This window comes from Kitasatospora sp. NPDC091207 (assembly GCF_044768625.1).
Lineage (GTDB): Bacteria > Actinomycetota > Actinomycetes > Streptomycetales > Streptomycetaceae > Kitasatospora.
Map to the genome: position 1 here is coordinate 102037 of NZ_JBIVVS010000011.1, position 16733 is coordinate 118769.

A 16733-nucleotide genomic window follows, 5' to 3' on the forward strand; every position below is an offset into this window, starting at 1 on the left:
GGTCCGGAGCCGGGACGGCCGGACGGGGTGGCGCTCAGCCGTTGACCTTGTCGTCGATCAGCTTGGTGACGTTGGCCCAGGCCTTGGCCGGGTCGGTGCCGTGCTGCTCGATGTCGAGGATCCCGTTGTCCGTGATGGCGGTCTTGACCGTGCCGTCGTGTTCGCCGATCGGCGCCGTCGCGATGTTCTGCGCGGTGGCGGCGAAGATCCGGCCGGTCGGCGTGGTGCCGAAGTAGTCCAAGGTGGCGTTCTGGACGGCGGGTTGGGCGAGCGCCGCGGTGGTCGAGGGCAGGTTGCCGACCTTCGCGAAGACCTTGGCCTGCTGCTCGGGCGCGGTCAGCCAGGCGGCCAGGGCGGCCGCCTCCCTCTGGTGCTTGCCGGCCTTGGGCACGGTCAGGAAGGCGCCGCCCCAGTTGGAGGCCACCGGGGCCTGCGCGATGTCCCACTTGCCGCGGCCGGATTCACCGGAGTACTTGCTGATGATGCCGGTCATCCAGGAGGGGCAGACCACGGTGGCGAACTTGGCGTTGGTGAAGGCGGTGTTCCAGTCGTCCTGGAACTGCCGCAGCCCGGCGCTGATTCCGGCATGCGACGCGTCCACGGCGGTCGTCCAGGCCTTCTTCACGCCGGGACTGTCCCGGTAGACGAGCTTGCCGGAGGCGTCCGAGTACTGCTGGGCCTCCGCGGAGAGGGCCGCGTTGAACAGGCCGCTCGCCGAGTCGGTGAAGAAGGTGCCGGCCGGGGCCTTCGCCTGGTACTGCTTCCCGGCATCGACGAACTTCGTCCAGTCCCCGTTCCACAGCTTGCCGACGGCCTCGCGGTCGGTGGGCAGGCCGGCCTGCTCGAAGAGGTCCTTGCGGTAGCAGACGGCCATCGGGCCGATGTCCGTCCCCAGACCGATCAGGGCGCCCTTGGCGGTGGTGGCCTGCTTGGCCTTCCACGGCAGCCAGGCGTCGGCCCGCACGCCCTCCACCTTGGAGAGGTCCGTGAACTTGTCGCCGAGCGTGCCGGTGGCCTGGGCGATGTAGCCGACCTCGACGGCCTGGATGTCGTTGAGGCCGCTGCCGGAGGCCAGATGGGTAGCCAGGGCGTCCCAGTACTTCTGGCCGTCCTGGACGGTCTCGTACCGGATGGTGATCTCCGGGTGGGCGGCCATGTACTCGTCGTAGAGGCCGGCCTCGCGGTAGCCGAAGGTGCCGAAGTCGCCCACGGAGAGCGTGGTCTTGCCGCCGCCCGCGGCGGACGGTCCGGCGGCCGGATCGGCGCCCGAGCCGCCGGCGCAGGCGGTGAGCAGGAGGGCGGAGAGGGCCAGGGCGGTGGTGACGGGGACGGCCCGGTGGCGTGCGCGGGTGGTGGGACGCATGGGGTTCTCCTCGGTGCCTTTACGTGGTCGGTGCTGTGGGCTTCGGTGTTGTGGGCCTTGGTGCCTTGGTGCCTTGGTGGCTTGGTGCGTTGGGGGCTCGGTGGCTAAGTGCTGTGGCCGGAGCTTCGGGGCTCTGGTTCGCCGGGCTCGGGTCCTGCTGAAGCTCGGGTCCTGCGCCCTGGGGGATCGGGCTGTGGGGCGTCTGGCTGTGGGGCTGGCCGGGGTTCTTCGGTGCCGGCCCGGCGCGGGCCCCGATGCCTGTTTCGACTGCGCTGTCAGGTACTTGACGATCAGTCACTGATGGGTTGCCGGACCCTCCGGTGGACCGTTCGGGTCTCCGGCGAGGGTCGGAGGCCCGGTCCCTGGCCCCGGTCGCGGCGGGCCGCTAGGGTGAACGCACCTCCGTGGGAGCGCTCCCAAGCACTAGAGGAAGGTTGCTGGGTGATCGGGCCGAGTGTCAAGGCGGATCGCGCCATCCGTTGCGGGAACGTGTCCTGCGGCCGATGGCCCGCCGGGGCGGTCTTCCGCCCCTCGCACCCGCGTCGTGTCGCGGTTGTCGCGGTGGAGGAGGATGGTCCCCGGGGTGCCCGCCCTGCGCGGCGGTCCCGGGCGGCGAGGTCTTGGAGAGGTGGACGATGGGACAGACGGCGAGCGGGACGGCCGGCGCGTCGGGCGGTGGCCCGCGGGGCTCGGCACGGCCGACCCTGGAGGAGGTGGCCGCCCTCGCGGGCGTGGGCCGGGGCACGGTCTCCCGGGTGGTCAACGGCTCGCCCCGGGTGAGCGACAAAGCCCGTGAGGCCGTCCAGGCGGCGATCGCCGAACTCGGCTATGTGCCGAACCGGGCGGCGCGCGCCCTGGTCACCTCCCGGACCGACGCCGTCGCCCTGGTCGTCCCGGAGGCCGAGACCAGGCTCTTCTCCGAGCCCTACTTCTCCGACATCATCAGCGGCGTCGCGGCCGAACTCAGCGAGACCGACATGCAGTTGCTGCTGATCCTGGTCCGCAACCAGCGCGAGCGGGACCGGCTGGCCGCCTACCTGGCAGCCCAGCGGGTCGACGGCGTGCTGCTCGTCGCGGTGCACCGGGACGACCCGCTGCCCGGTCTGCTGGAAAGCCTGGAGATCCCCTCCGTACTGGCCGGCCGGCGCAACGACCACGAGGTCCTCAGCTATGTGCACGCCGACAACGCGGGTGGCGCGCGGATGGCCGTTCGGCATCTGCTGCGGCGCGGCTGCGCCCGGATCGCCACCATCACCGGCCCGCCGGACATGGAGGTGGCGCTGGCGAGGCTGGACGGCTACCGGCGCGCCCTGGAGGAGGCCGGCTACACCTACGAGGAGGACCTCGTCGGGCCGGCCGACTTCACCGAGGAGGGCGGGCGGCAGGCGATGCGGGCCCTGTTGGAGCGACGGCCCGACCTGGACGCGGTGTTCTGCGCCTCGGACGTGATGGCCGCCGGGGCCATGCAGGTGCTCCGTGCCGCCGGTCGGCGGGTGCCGGACCAGGTCGCGGTGATCGGCTTCGACGACTCGATCGTGGCCCGGCACACCGAGCCGCCGATGACCAGTGTCCGTCAGCCCATCGAGGAGATGGGGCGGACGATGGCCCGGCTCCTTCTGGAGGAGATCGCCGGCCGGCACCGGGGCAGCCGACAGGTGGTGCTGGCGACGGAGCTGGTGGTACGCGACTCCGCCTGATGCTGAACTGGCGTCAGAGTCACTGTGTGGGATGAGCGTTGAACGCAGCCGTCGGTGCCGGCCCCGCCGTCGTGGCGGGGCCGACACCGGCCGGCCGGGGTGTCAGCTCGCGGTGCAGCTCAGCGTCGGCGCGGGGTTGCTTCCGGAGTAGCCGGCGCCGAACCCGAAGCCGGTGCTCGCGCCCGCCGCCAGTGCGCCGTTGTACGGGGCGTTGGCGACGCTCACGCCGGTGCCGGACTGGGTGAGGACACCGTTCCACAGGTTGGTGATCTGCTGGGTGCCACCCCAGGTCCAGGTGACCTTCCAGCCCGTGGCGGCGGCGGTGCCCGTGTTGGTGACGGTGACATCGGCGTTGAAGCCGCCGCCCCAGTCGCTGCCGACCCGGTAGGTCGCGGTGCAGCCGGTGTTCCCGCCACCGCCACCGCCACCGGCGGCCGTCGTGACGGTGAGGACCGGTGAGGCGGCCGAGGAGTTGCCCGCCGCGTCACGCGCCGCCACGGTGTAGCCGTACGCGGTCGAGGCGGTCAGCCCGTTGTCGGTGTAGGAGATGGCGGCGGCGCCCGAGGTCGAGCCGACCAGGGTGCCGTTGCGGCGGACGTCGTACCCGGTGACCCCGACGTCGTCGGTCGAGGCCGTCCACGCGAGTGAGACGGTGGCGGCCGTGGCGCCGGTGGAGCGGAGCCCGGCCGGGGTGCTCGGCGGCGTGGTGTCGCCGGTGCCGTCACCGGTCACCGGCGGGTAGGCGTTCTTCAGCAACTCCTGGAACTGGGCGGAGAACCAGGCGCCGGCCAGCGGTGCGTTCGGCAGCGCGCCGGAGAGGTGGAAGTTGTTGCGGGCGTTGCCGGTGTACGTCGGGTCGCACATCCGGTCGAAGCCCTTCCCCTCGTCGTTGGGGATGAGCCGGCTGGCGCCGTCCGACTCGCCCGGGGGCTTCACCCAGACGTAGGCGTCGATGCCCGGTTCGGGTGCGGTCCGCGGGCGCTCGCCGAGGCCGGCCCCGGACTGGTTGCACCAGTTGCCGGTCTGGAACCGGCGGTCGGTCCGGCCGCCGTCCACGTAGCTGTCGACGCTGGTCCGGGCGCCGGGGCCGGTCGGGCGGGCCGCGCCGCCCCAGCCGTTGCGCGAGGTGTCGATCAGCATGCCGATGGCCGGGTCGAAGCCCGCGGCGACGGCCTTCTGCCGGAACGCCTGGGCGTAGGAGAGCTCGTCGACGTAGCGGTTCCAGTCCACCCAGGCGCTCTGACGCACCGAGGTGCCGTTCACGGAGTCGTCCACCGTGTAGTAGGGCTCCTTCAGGGCCGAGTAGTTGGCGGTGTTCACGATGAAGCCGTGCACGTTGGCGGTGGTGGAGCCGGCGGCCGTCGCGGCCTGGTGGAGCACGTCGACGGCGGGGCCGAGGTTGGAGTCCCAGCCGAGCCAGCCGTGGTGGCCGGCGTCGACGTAGTTGTAGACGTTCGGAATGGCGCCCAGCTTGGCCAGCGCGTAGCCGACGCCGTTGACGTAGTTGCCGTTGGCCTTCATGGTGTCGCACTGCGGGGTGGCGGTGGCGGTGCCACCCGCGTTGGTCACCAGGTTCGGCAGCGAGTCGATCTCGACGGTGGTGACGATCCGCAGGCCGGCGTAGGCGGGGTCGGCCAGCACGGCGGCGATCGGGTCGATGAACTCGGTCCGGTAGCGGCCGATCTCGGTCGGGCCCAGCTCGCCGTTGGAGGCGAGGGCGGCGCAGTCGCGGCCGGGCAGGTCGTAGACGACGAGCTGGACCACGAAGGGCTTGCCCGCGGCCTGCCGGACGGCGTTGTCCAGATGGCCGCGCAGCCCCAGGTGGCCGGAGGTGCCGCTGATGGCCGAGATGCGGTCGAGCCAGACGGCGGTGGGCTGGCCGGCCACGGCGCTGCCGCCGGGTTCGGCGGCGGCGTTCGCGGCCCACTCGGGGTTCACGTAGACGCCCGCGCCGGCGTAGGGGTTGTCGACGCGGGCGGCTGCCTGTGCCGGGGCGGCGGTGGCGACGGGCAGGAGCGTGGCGGCGCCGAGCGCCGCGACCGCGGCGAGGGCGCGCAGCCGGTGGAGCAGAGGCAGAGGCCTGCGGCGGGGGCGCCCGCTGCTGTGGTGGCCGGAAGGCATGGGGGAGTCCTTTCGGGTGGGGGACCCAAGGGAAGTGTGTCGGCCCAGCCGGAGCGTGGGATCGCTCCCACTTGTGGTCGGGAGACGATCCTCGTGCGGCTTCTCCAGTGGGCGGTCGAAGCGGCCGAGTGAGGCTATTAGGGCCTTCAATTCAGCTGCTGTAACGGTGAGATGAGTGTGAGCCTCGGGCTCTTCGCTATCAACCCATGAACGCTCGGGGGCGTCAAGGCGTTGGGCGGATATCTGTGGGAGCGCTCCCGCGCGTCGGATGTGGTGGGCCGCCGGGGACTGGTGGTGGGCGGTTGGGGGTGGTGGTGGGCGGTCGTCGTTCGAGCTGAGCGGAAGCCCTGGCCCGGTGCTGGGACGCGCTGCCGGAGTGCTGCAGGTCGCCGACGACGGGACGTTCGAGGTGACCGGGCGCGGGGCCGGCGTCTACGTCCAGGCCGACTGCGGAGCCCGTGAGGTGGATTCTCCGCCATCGATCGCGCCTGTCGGTATCGCCGGCGAACTGCGTCACCACCGACCTTCGTCCTATGGCGGGTCGAGTAAGGCGGCTGGAAGCCGGCCTCGACCCGGCCGCCGGCGGACCGGACCCCTGTGCCCGACATGTTTCCGCGCTGACGGTGCATGCTGGCCAGGGAAACTGCCACCGGGGGTGGACGGACCCGTTCCGCCAACATTCCGGACCAGCCGCACCACGGCAGTTGATCGGCTACCGGGCCGAAGGGGCTGGTTGTTGTCAGCGGCAGGATGGATGATCGACGATAGTGCCCGATACTGCTCCAGCGATGGACAAGGCCACATTCAAGAGAGGAACAGCGGCTATGTTGCTTTTGTCCGAATCAGTGGAAGTGGCTGAGTTCTACGCCGCAGCCGGCTAAAACCCCAGGTCACGCAGTCTGCTCCCCGCGCCAGCGGGGATGGTCCCGACGCGATCCTCCAGCTCGGGCAGCAGCTCGTCTGCTCCCCGCGCCAGCGGGGATGGTCCCAGCGCGCCGTCCTGCTGGCCGGGCTGCGGAGGCTGCTCCCCGCGCCAGCGGGGATGGTCCCTGCGCCACGAGACCCCGCTTGCGGGCCGAGCCCTGCTCCCCGCGCCAGCGGGGATGGTCCCTCATCTGCTGGACCTCCTGAAGGAGTTGCCTGCTCCCCGCGCCAGCGGGGATGGTCCCCGGCACGCGGCCGAGGCCCTCGCGCTGATGCGCTGCTCCCCGCGCCAGCGGGGATGGTCCCCGCTCGCGCGAGTACCCGTCCATGGAATGTGGCTGCTCCCCGCGCCAGCGGGGATGGTCCCGCGGCCGCCGCCCAGGCCCAGGCCGGCGAGGCCTGCTCCCCGCGCCAGCGGGGATGGTCCCCCCGTCGATTCCCCGACCGAGCCGCCGGCCCGCTGCTCCCCGCGCCAGCGGGGATGGTCCCCCGGACGTGGACCGCCTGCGGCTCCGCGCAGACTGCTCCCCGCGCCAGCGGGGATGGTCCCAAGTACGCGGAGGAGCCTCCGTTCTAGTGGCTCTGCTCCCCGCGCCAGCGGGGATGGTCCCCTGCTGCTCGCCCGCCCGATAAAGAATCGTTGCTGCTCCCCGCGCCAGCGGGGATGGTCCCAGGCCGGCCTCGGTGTGGGCGGCCCTCTCGTACTGCTCCCCGCGCCAGCGGGGATGGTCCCCCAGTCGCGTGCCGATCCGTCTCAACGAACCCCTGCTCCCCGCGCCAGCGGGGATGGTCCCCAGCCACACCCTCGTCGTCGAGAAGGACCCGGCTGCTCCCCGCGCCAGCGGGGATGGTCCCCAGCCACACCCTCGTCGTCGAGAAGGACCCGGCTGCTCCCCGCGCCAGCGGGGATGGTCCCAGGGCCCAGTTGCGGGCATCGACGACGTTCTCCTGCTCCCCGCGCCAGCGGGGATGGTCCCCACGGCGAAGTTCGACCTTGAGTTCATCGAGCCTGCTCCCCGCCCCAGCGGGGATGGTCCCATGACCGTGTCCCTGTCCGCGGGCATCTGCTACTGCTCCCCGCGCCAGCGGGGATGGTCCCGTAGTGCTCCCCGGCAGGGAGCCGGTCCCTGACTGCTCCCCGCGCCAGCGGGGATGGTCCCTGCGCTTCACGACAGGTTCCGGAGATACAACACTGCTCCCCGCGCCAGCGGGGATGGTCCCAGCTGCGGCTCCTCGACGCCCTTGAGCTTCGACTGCTCCCCGCGCCAGCGGGGATGGTCCCACCTCGCCGCCGTTCGCCCGCTGATCGGCACCCTGCTCCCCGCGTCAGCGGGGATGGTCCCGGACACCCCAGGTACGACGACCTTGGTGGTCTGCTCCCCGTGCCGTCGCGTGACTACCAGATCGCCGACGACGTGCCGTTGTGGTGCGTGAAGGTCGGGCGTCCGTGGGACGGGCCGCCGGTCGGCGGGAGGCCTGGTTCGACCGTCCTCGCTTCCTCTCGGTGAGGTGACCTTGGTTCGGCGGCGAATCGGACGGGGGCAAATCATCGGTCGGGCTGCGCGCCCCCACCGGGCTGACGGAGACTGGTGCGCGGCGCGGGGGCGGGGAAGCGGCGTGCCATCGGCTCGCTGGAGCCTCCGCGACGTCAACGAGAGACAGGAGCTGCACATCTCATGAGCAAGCGCACCTCTCGCACGGTTTCCGTGGTCCTTGCCGTCGCCGTTTCCACGGCTGCGGCGTTGGCCACGAGTTCGGTCCCGGCGGCGGCTGCCCCGTACCCGGGCAGTGCCTCAATCCAGTTCCCGTCCCTCGAACCCGGCGTGTACTCCAGTGAGTTCAAGGCTGCCAACGCCAACGGGGACAGCGTTTCCGAGGTCATCGTGGGGGACCTCTCCCGTGGTGAGTACATCAGGACGTTCGCCATGCTCTGGCCGGTGGACGGGCGGGCTTCCGAGCTGACCCTGCTGCCCGGGGACGTCGGTGGGAGCCCGACCGGGATCAACAACGCCCGCACCGTGGTGGGGACATCCACTTCGCCGGGCGCCGGAACCCAGGGGCACGCGGTGCGATGGAGTTCGCCGTCCACGCCGAGCGAACTGCTTCCGCTGCCCGGGGACACGGCGGCGACTGCAGCCGCGATCAGTGACAACGGCACCGCGGTGGGCTCTTCCCGGGGCGCGGCCTCGGTGCACGCCGTGGCGTGGCCGGCGAGTGGCGCACCCGTCGCCCTGCCGCCGCTGCCGGGTGACACCGAGAGCGTGGCCGTGGCCGTCAACAGCTCGGGTGCGGCGGTCGGGTATTCGTATCCGGCCGGTGGTATCGGCTCCGAACGGGCGGTGGTGTGGGGCCCCGACGGCACCGTCACCGCGCTCGCCGCGCCGGCGGGGTACGTGACGAGCAGCGCGACCCGTATCACCGACTCCGGCATCATCATCGGGACCGGGCGGCCGGGCGCTCCGACGGGTGCGGACCACGCCCTGGTCTGGAACGCCGCCGGCGCCGTCGCCGACCTGGGGGCGGGAAGTCGGGCGCGGGCCGTGAACAACGGTGGCACGGTGGTGGGCAACCTCGGGGGACAGGCCGCGCGGTGGTCCGCCGATGGCACGCCTCTGCCGCTCGCGCCGAGCACGCTCACCAGCGTTGCCACCGGCATCAACGACCAGGGCGCCATCGTCGGGTACACCAGCGACCCGCCGCCGGCCCGCGCCCAGTTCTACGCGCAGCGCTGGGAACCGGACGGGTCCGTCACCGCGCTTCCCGAGTGGGCGTCGGTGTACCCCTACTCCACGGCCTACTTCATCACCGACAGCGGGATCGTCGTGGGTGAGCTCATGCTCCGCGGCCTCGCGGGCTACGGCAGGCCGGAAGTCCTCCGCTGGCATCCGTAGCCCGCGCATCCCCGCCCCGGACCGGTGATCGCACCGCTCCGGGGCGGGGACGCGGCCGTATGCCCCGGCCGACCGGGCCCAGGGCCCGGAGACGTCCCCTGTTGCCGACCGCGGCCGTGGCAGCACGACGGTGCCCCGCGAGACCGGGCGGGTGTTGTTGTGCCTGCCCGATGCACCGGCCGCGGCTGGGCCTGTCGGAGGCCCTGTTGTCTAGGTCTGGCTGCTGCTGACGGTCGGAGGGCTCGACCCGGGCGTCAGCGGGGCCCGACACCTTCAAGGAGCGGGAGTATCGATGAGGGACCTCCTGGACAAGGTCGAGGCCCGGCAGCAGCTGGTCCAGGACACGGTCGACCGACCGCGTGAGCAGATCACCCTGCCCAGTGAGCAACTCGCCGCAGCCGAGCGCGCCTTGCAACGCCTTCAGGTCACTCGCGAGACCGTGCTGGAGCCGGCGGCCGAGGACGGTACCTCGCTGCCCGATCTGCTGCCGCCCGGCTATCGCGAAGTCCTCGCCGCCTTCGAGCAGGACGGGTGAGCCTGCGGGCCAGGGATGTTGGCCAGGCTCTCGGCATCGGGCTGGAACCGCGGCGCACCGTGGGCATCCGCGCCAAGCTGAAGCGCCTCGTGAAACCGCAGCATCCTCACCGAACCCGAATCCGAGCCCGAGCCCGAACCCGAACCCGGCCTGGTCATCCTGCCCCAGCCGATGTCGGCGGCACCCGACACCAGCTCGAACCGACATTGATGACCCATCACAGAACACCCTGCTCACAGCACATATCGCTGCCGCGGAACGCTGATCACCACTACGGTCGCCATCAATGGTTGAGTCGCTGACGCGGAACGGCGGGGGTGCAGTACTCGATACGCTGGTGACAACTGCGGCCGGGGCTCTCTCCGCCACGATCGGCGTCATGGTCGGGGGCATCGTCACGCGGTGTGCACAGGACCGGCAGTGGTTCCGCGATCGACAGTTGGCCGCCTACCAGGAGCTGTTCAGCCACTACGCCAAGTTCACGATGGAGATCGGCCGGGCGCATGCCGACCGCCGGGGCTGGGATGACGACTGGGGAGAGTGGAGTTCGGCCCTGACACGCGTGAGCCTGGTAGCCCCCAACGATGTGGCGACAGCGATCGACGAGTTCGGCCACGCCGTCGATGGCTTCCTGGAGCAAGTAGCGAGGCGGGCCGATCCGCTGAGGAATCCGTTGAGCCCCGAGGAGTTCCACGCGGCCAGACAAGAACCGGCCCAGGCAGAGATACGACTCGTCAACGGCATACGACGGTCGCTGGGCAACGATCGCGGACTGCCTTTCCAAATCGGCGGGTGAACCATCGGCCAAGTGTCCTGCCCGGCTGACGCGATCTGCTGGCCGAAACGGCCACAAGCTCACAGACCGCCCTCTCGGTGCGACCGCCCGCTCAGCGGGTGAGGCAGCTCGGCCGGCCGCTGGCCTGATCGACGTGGTGCGCGCCGAGGTGGACGCCGTGATCGCCAGTCACCGGCAGGTGGTCAAGGACGGGCGGCAACGTCCACCTGTGGTCGGCGCGGGCCAAGCGCTGGGGCGGCCACCTGTTCTCCGCCGCGGTGACCCGGGACGTTGGCGGGAGCGAGCCGCACCCCGCGCGAACGTGCCCCGGCCACGGCGTAGTTGCCGTGCAAGCTCCCTTCGACTGCCCACCCGGATGCGGTACGGTCGCCCAGGTCGGACGCCACTTCGGAACGGGAGTTGCCGGATGAGCCTGGAGTTCTCGCCCAGAGGCCGACGGCCGGCGTCACGCACGGCACGGCGCGCCGGCGGTGAGCCGGAGGTCGCGCGGTGACCGGGCCTGCGGAATCCGGTGGCGCGGTCCACAACACCATCACCGGGGGCACGTTCTTCGGGACCGTGGTGCAGGCCCGGAACGTCACCGCGCCACCCCGGATCGTTCCCGCCCTCGCGGGCCTGCCCGCGCCCTCCCGGACCTTCGCCGGCCGGCAGGACCAGCTGGATTCGCTGCTCGCGTGTCTGGACCCCGGGTGGTCCGCCTCCGCCGCAGTCGTGTGCGCGGTCTCGGGGATGCCCGGGGTCGGGAAGACCGAACTGGTCCTGCAAGTGGCCGCGCGAGCCCGAGCGCAGTCGGGCTGGTTCCCCGGTGGGGTCCTCTTCTGCGATCTGCACGGCGGTACCGATGGGGGTCGGGAATCGCCCGAGCGCGTGCTCCACGGCTTCCTGCACGCACTCGGCGTGTCACCCGAGACCATTCCCGAGGGCCTGGAGGAGCGCTCCCGGCTCTGGGCGACCGTCCTCGCGAACTACGCCGACCAGGGCCTCCGCGTGCTCGTCGTCCTCGACAACGCCTCCTCCGCCCGACAGGTCAAACCGCTCCTTCCGAGCGACGGGACCACGGCCGCGCTGGTCACCTCGCGGCACCGTTTGTCCGATCTGGGCGCCCAACTGCTCGATCTGGACGTCCTTGAGGCCGCCGGCTCCCTGGAGCTGCTGCGTGACGCCCTGCAGCAGGCTCGCGGAGACGCCGACACACGGATGGACGACGGGCCCGAAGAGGCCACGAGGATCGCCGAGTTGTGTGGCCACCTCCCGCTCGCACTGCGGATCGTCGCTTCGCTCCTCGCCGACGACCCGGGGCGCGCCCTCGCCTCGACGGTCGAGGACCTGACCGACGCACGGTCCCGGCTCGACGAGTTGGAGCGGGAGGACCTGGGCGTCCGCGCGGCGTTCGACCTCTCGCTCGGTCGCCTCACGCCGGACCAGGCACAGCTCTTCCGACTGCTGCCACTCACTCCCGGTCCGCGGATCTCGCTGGGGGCCGCTGCCGCGCTGGCCGACATCGACGGCCGCACCGCCCGCCGACGACTGGCGGCACTCGCCCGCGCTCACCTGGTCGAGCGGAGCGGTGAGCGGCTCTGGCGGATGCACGACCTGGTCCGCCTGTACGCCCTGGAACAGGGGCACGGCGTCCCGTCGTCGGACGCTCTCGACCGTCTTCGTGCCTACTACGTGCAGGGTGCCGAAGCCGCGCACGCGGACATCGGCGCCCCGGGGAGCGACAGTCACGGATGGCGGATCTTCGCCGCTCCGGAACAGGCCGGCGCGTGGATGGACGAGGAGCTTCCCGGCCTCATCGCCGCCACGACGGGGGAACCGGCCATCGGCCGCCCCGATTTCGGGCTGTACCTCGCGACCCTCCTGGCCCCGGTGTTCCACGAGCGTCGGCTCCTGGAGGACTGGCTGACAACGGCGGAGTCCGCTCTGCGCTGCTCCCACGAGATCGACGATCCCGGTATGGCGGCTGCCGCGTCGATCAACCTCGGGGTTGCCCTGTCGGAGGGCCGGCAGTTTCGTCGAGCGGCCGAGATGTATCAGCGGGCCGCTGACGGATTCCGCCGGGCGGGGGACAAGTCCGGCGAAGGCATGGCACTGAGCGGCGTCGGATCCTCCCTCGGCGCCATGGCCGAGTACACGTCCGCTCTGCCTCCTCTGCGGCGCGCGGTCAAGGTTCTGCGGAGGACCCCGGAGCGCCAGGTACTCGGTCTCGCGTTGAGCAACCTCGGGCGGGCGTGGGGCGGGGCGGGGAAGTTCGACGTCGCGGTGCGCACGGCCCGGCAGGCGGTCGCCGTCTTCCGGGAGGTCGGCGACCGGCATGGCGAGGGGGAGGCGCTCCAAGCCCTCGGGACCGTGCTGCACCGGGCGGATCGTGGGGGCGACGAGTGTCTCGACGTGCTTCGGCAGGCCATCGAGGCATTCCACGAGACCGGGGATTCCCGGTTGGAAGGCGTGGCCCGGAGTTACCTCGATCTCATTGGAGCTGAGGCGGCCCACGAAGGCGGCCTTCCCTTCTCCCTCCCGGAGGTGGGGGCCGAACTCCCCGAGGGAGGCTCCCACTCCATGTCCGGCGATGTCCTCCTGCGCCGTGGTGCGGTTCTGCTCAGGGCCGGACACGCCCGGCAGGCCGCGGAGTCCTTGCGCGAGGCGGTCGACATGTCCGGCGAGACCGGGCCACGTTTGGGCGAAGGTGATGCCTCGGCCTTGCTCGGCATGAGCCTGATCATCGACCCCGGGTCGCGTTCCCCGGATGAGGCGGTCAGCGCGCTGGAGGCGGCTGTGGCGATCTTCCGGGAGTTGGGTGAGCGGCAGCGCGAGACGATGGCGCTGGGTGGCATCCAGCTGATCCAGGGTCTGCGGCATCTGGAGAAGCGCGAGTTGGACGAGGCGTTCGGCGTGTTGCTGGAGGTGATCAGCGCGCGTCCGGACCCCGACCGGGACGGGGTGCGGTCGTGGTGGCATCGCCTCCGGCGCGGGGGGAGATGAGCACGGACGGCGTGGACGCCGGGGCGTGGGCCCACTGCCGGGGGCGGACGCTTGCCGGGCGGCGCGGAGGTCCCCGGAGGACGGGCCGGTGGAGCCGAGCGGGATTGCGAGGCCGGCCGGCCCCGGTGATCCGCTAGCGTGATCCGCCATGCGAACCCTTGACTCCGGCCGGACCGCGCTCGTCCTGGTCGACCTGATGGACCGGATCGTTTCACTGCCGCTGGCCCCGCGACCGGGCGCCGACGCCCTCACGGTGTCGCTGGAACTGGCGGCGCTCTTCCAGGCGGCGGGCGCCCCGGTCGTCGCGCTGCGCGTCGAGCGTCCGAACGTCGCCGAGCAGCCGCCCGGCAGCGCGCTGGTCGGGGAGGTGGCGGCGGTGGCCGATGCCGTCCTGGTGAAGCGCACCATCGGGGGGTTCCACGGCACCGGGCTGCACGAGCTGTTGCGGGCACGGGGTGTGGACACGCTCGTGTTCGGCGGCATCGCGACCAATCTGGGGGTGGAGTCGACCGCCCGGGCGGCCGCCGACCACGGCTACGAGCTGGTGTTCGTCGAGGACGCCATGACGGCGCTGACCGAGGCGGAGCACCGGTCGGCGGTCGACCTCGACCTGCCCCGCTTCGGCGAGGTCGTCGAGCGGGGAGCCGTCCGCTTCGGGTGACCCGCGCGGTCCTCCTGCTGGGTGCCGGGCCCGCCGCGCCGGGCCCGGTGGCCGCGACCTCGGGTCAGGCCTCCGCCCGGGCCGACTCCAGGGCCTCGCGCAGTCGGCCGCCCGAGGCGGCGAGCAGCCGTCCGGCGGTGGGAGCGTCCACTCCGGCGAGCACGACCAGGACGGCGTCCTTGGCCTCGCCGCGGGTGGCGGCCAGTGCGCTCCGGACGGTGTCCTCGTCCGCGCCGGTGGCCAGGGCGACGATCCGGTGGGCCCGGTCGCGAAGCTTCGCATTGCCCGCCCGCACGTCGATCATCAGGTTCCCGTAGGTCTTGCCGAGGCGGACCATGACGGCCGTCGAGAGCAGGTTCAGCACGAGCTTCTGCGCGGTGCCCGCCTTGAGCCGGGTCGAACCGGCCAGGACCTCCGGTCCGGTCTCCACCTCGATGCCCAGCTCGGCCGCCGCCACCAGGGCGGAACCCCGGGTGCAGGCCAGGCCGACGGTCAGCGCTCCCGCTGCCCGGGCCTGCCGGACCGCGGCCACCGTGTACGGCGTCCGGCCCGAGGCGGAGACGCCCACCAGGCAGTCGTTGGCGGTCGGCGCGAGCGCGTCCAGGTCGGCGCGGGCGAGGTCCGGGCGGTCCTCCGCGCCCTCGACGGCACCGACCAGGGCCGCCGCCCCGCCCGCGATCAGGCCCACGACCTGGCCGGGAGCGGTGTTGAAGGTCGGCGGACACTCGCTGGCGTCCAGGACCCCGAGCCGCCCCGCCGTGCCCGCCCCCGCGTAGATGAGCCGCCCGCCCCGGCTCATCCGGTCGGCGATCGCGTCGGCCGCGGCGGCGATCGGTTCCAGCTGCCCGGCCACGGCCTCGGCGACGGTGCGGTCCTCGGCGTTCATCAGGCGGACGAGGTCGAGGGTCGTCAACCGGTCGATGGCGGACCACTCGGGGCGTACGACCTCGGTGGCCGGGCCGTCGGGCGCGCCACCGGTGGCCCGGGGGTCGGCCGTTCCGGTGTTCGCACCGGCTGTCGTCCTCGCACCGGCCGTCCTCGTCGCACCGGTCGTCGGGGCGGCTCTCGTTGTGCCGGGCTCCGTTGTGCGGGGCTCCGTTGTGCCGGGCTCCGCGTCCGGCGGGAGGTCGCTGTTCATGAACGCTGTCTCCCCGGGCACGCGTGTCGTCAACCCGGCCGGCTGCCGGGGTGCGGCCTCCCGGGTTCAGGCCATCCAGAAGAAGACGGCCGTCATCCGCCGTTCCTCCAGCGGGATGCCGTAGTAGCCGGTGGCGCTGTGGATCAGATTGGCGCGGTAGAGCAGGAGCCGGTTGTAGCGGTTGGGGACCCGGACGTCCTCGGCGAAGGCATCGCCCGGGACGCGCCGGGTGCCGAGCGCCTCGACGAGGTTGTTGTGCGGAGCGTCGACGAGGTTGCCGCCGAGGCGTCCGCCCGGGAACTGCTGACGGTAGAAGCTGGTGCCGGCCTCCTTGGGGGCGCCGGGGCTGAGGTAGAGGACGGCGGCGTAGCGGCAGAGCGCTCGGGAGTCGGTGTGCGGACGGGACTCCGACTCGCCGGCGCCGACCAGCTGGACGCAGTTGTGGTTGAGTGTGCCGCCGCCGGGCGTGCTCTGGACCCAGAGCCTGGACGCGCCGGTGGCCTTGCGGACCAGTGCCTCCACCCGGGCGAGTTCCTCCGGCTCCAGCCCGGGCATGGTGCGCAGGCCGGGCCAGGTCTCTGGCCGGTAGGGGTAACCCTCGGTCCAGTCCTCCCGGGCCAGGCAGCGTTCGCGGACCGCGTCCGGATCGGGCAGAACGTCGTCCAGCACCCAGTAGTCCCGGCCGGGGGTGGGTTTGCGGTAGGGCAGGACGGGCAGGGCCGTCCGTCCGATGGGCTGTGGGGGCATGCGCCGACCATAGGGTCGGGGCCCGCCAACGTTCTGCCGTGAACAGGTCAACCTTTCGTCAAGTGCCGGGACCTGCGCGTTGTCGCCGCCGTGCCGGTGTCCGGGGCGGCTCGGAGCGGGACGCGCACGGCGGGTTCGCCGCCGGTGCGCGGTGCCGGTTCAGCCGGCCGGTCGGACGGCGTACCCGTCGAGCGCGCCGCGCAGTTGGTCGAAGGCGCCGACGGCGGACGGGCGGATGGCGTCGGATATCGTCTCGTGCTCCTCGCCGGCCAGGACCCGGCGGAACACCTCGGTGAACAGGGCCCGGTGGATCGCGGCGAGCAGGCCGGCCGCGAGCCGGGCGGTGAGGTCCCAGGGGGAGGAGTCGGTGGCCTCGGCGAGGGCTGCCGCCAGCGCGTTCTCGCTCTGCTCGTGGATCTCGCGCAGGCGGGCGAGCAGGGCCGGGCTCTCCGAGACGGTGCGGGCGAAGGGCTGGTCGGAGAACCCGAGCGCGGGGTCGTGCCGGTCGATCGCCGCCAGGCACGCACCCCGCAGCGCCGCCAGCGCGGACTCGCCGGGCGCGCGTCCGGCGACCGTCCGGGCCTGTCCGGCGACGATCTCCTCGTGCAGGTCGAGGACCAGGTCCTCCTTGCGCGGGAAGTGGTTGGTGACGGTCATCTTGGCGACTCCGGCGGCCACCGCGACCTCGGCGATCGTCGTCCGGTCGAAGCCGCGCTCGATGAAGAGCCGCGTGGCCGCGGTCGAGATCGCCTCGCGGGTGCGGCGCTTGTTGAGCTCGCGGAGATTGGGGGTGCCCTCGGTCATGGGGTGAGCCTAGCGCAGGTTCACTGGGTCGAGCACAATAATTAGGCTTGACCTTATCGGTGGGTTCGACCTAA

Annotated in this window: 10 protein-coding genes, 1 pseudogene and 1 CRISPR repeat array; of the genes and pseudogenes, 6 read left to right on the forward strand and 5 right to left on the reverse strand. The window is 72.2% G+C overall.

Annotation, left to right across the window (positions count from 1 at the left end):
* Positions 1 to 34: 34 nt before the first annotated feature.
* Complete coding sequence (locus ACIQTO_RS20000; protein WP_402389515.1) at positions 35 to 1363, reverse strand: ABC transporter substrate-binding protein; 1329 nt, start codon at positions 1361 to 1363, stop codon at positions 35 to 37.
* Positions 1364 to 1998: 635 nt separating this feature from the next.
* Here ACIQTO_RS20000 and ACIQTO_RS20005 point away from each other — a divergent pair.
* Positions 1999 to 3060 carry a LacI family DNA-binding transcriptional regulator gene (locus tag ACIQTO_RS20005; protein WP_402389518.1) on the forward strand — a complete coding sequence of 354 codons (1062 nt, stop codon included), beginning with the start codon at positions 1999 to 2001 and terminating at the stop codon, positions 3058 to 3060.
* A 102-nt stretch (positions 3061 to 3162) separates the two neighbouring features.
* On the opposite strand, the gene ACIQTO_RS20010 is transcribed toward ACIQTO_RS20005, so the two are convergent.
* A complete protein-coding gene (locus ACIQTO_RS20010; protein ID WP_402389521.1) occupies positions 3163 to 5181 on the reverse strand; it encodes a glycoside hydrolase family 6 protein in 2019 nt (672 codons plus the stop codon).
* An 899-nt stretch (positions 5182 to 6080) separates the two neighbouring features.
* Positions 6081 to 7507: direct repeats of the CRISPR family, unit length 29 nt; unit sequence CTGCTCCCCGCGCCAGCGGGGATGGTCCC.
* A 421-nt stretch (positions 7508 to 7928) separates the two neighbouring features.
* Between ACIQTO_RS20010 and ACIQTO_RS20015 the strand changes: the two genes are divergently transcribed.
* The 5 genes from ACIQTO_RS20015 to ACIQTO_RS20035 all read left to right on the forward strand — a co-directional run bounded on the left by ACIQTO_RS20015 (position 7929) and on the right by ACIQTO_RS20035 (position 13970).
* Complete coding sequence (locus ACIQTO_RS20015; protein ID WP_402389523.1) at positions 7929 to 8996, forward strand: hypothetical protein; 1068 nt, start codon at positions 7929 to 7931, stop codon at positions 8994 to 8996.
* 292 nt (positions 8997 to 9288) lie between these two features.
* Positions 9289 to 9531: a hypothetical protein gene (locus ACIQTO_RS20020; protein ID WP_402389526.1), complete on the forward strand. Its 243-nt coding sequence runs from the start codon at positions 9289 to 9291 to the stop codon at positions 9529 to 9531.
* Positions 9532 to 9817: 286 nt separating this feature from the next.
* Positions 9818 to 10327 (forward strand): hypothetical protein, encoded by a 510-nt coding sequence (locus ACIQTO_RS20025; protein ID WP_402389528.1) that lies wholly within the window; start codon positions 9818 to 9820, stop codon positions 10325 to 10327.
* A 489-nt stretch (positions 10328 to 10816) separates the two neighbouring features.
* On the forward strand, positions 10817 to 13309 hold the full coding sequence (locus ACIQTO_RS20030) for an ATP-binding protein (RefSeq protein WP_402389531.1): 2493 nt from the start codon (positions 10817 to 10819) through the stop codon (positions 13307 to 13309).
* A gap of 148 nt (positions 13310 to 13457) precedes the next feature.
* The gene (locus tag ACIQTO_RS20035; RefSeq protein ID WP_402389534.1) at positions 13458 to 13970 is read left to right on the forward strand and encodes an isochorismatase family protein; all 513 of its coding nucleotides are present in this window, start codon (positions 13458 to 13460) and stop codon (positions 13968 to 13970) included.
* A gap of 64 nt (positions 13971 to 14034) precedes the next feature.
* On the opposite strand, the pseudogene murQ reads toward ACIQTO_RS20035, so the two are convergent.
* From murQ to ACIQTO_RS20050, 3 genes and pseudogenes are all read right to left on the reverse strand, one after another.
* Positions 14035 to 14922: pseudogene (gene murQ, locus ACIQTO_RS20040) on the reverse strand (N-acetylmuramic acid 6-phosphate etherase); the annotation flags it as partial.
* Positions 14923 to 15174: 252 nt separating this feature from the next.
* Positions 15175 to 15855 (reverse strand): DUF6445 family protein, encoded by a 681-nt coding sequence (locus ACIQTO_RS20045; RefSeq protein WP_402389537.1) that lies wholly within the window; start codon positions 15853 to 15855, stop codon positions 15175 to 15177.
* Positions 15856 to 16014: 159 nt separating this feature from the next.
* Positions 16015 to 16659 (reverse strand): TetR/AcrR family transcriptional regulator, encoded by a 645-nt coding sequence (locus tag ACIQTO_RS20050; protein ID WP_402389540.1) that lies wholly within the window; start codon positions 16657 to 16659, stop codon positions 16015 to 16017.
* Between the last annotated feature and the right edge of the window lie 74 nt (positions 16660 to 16733).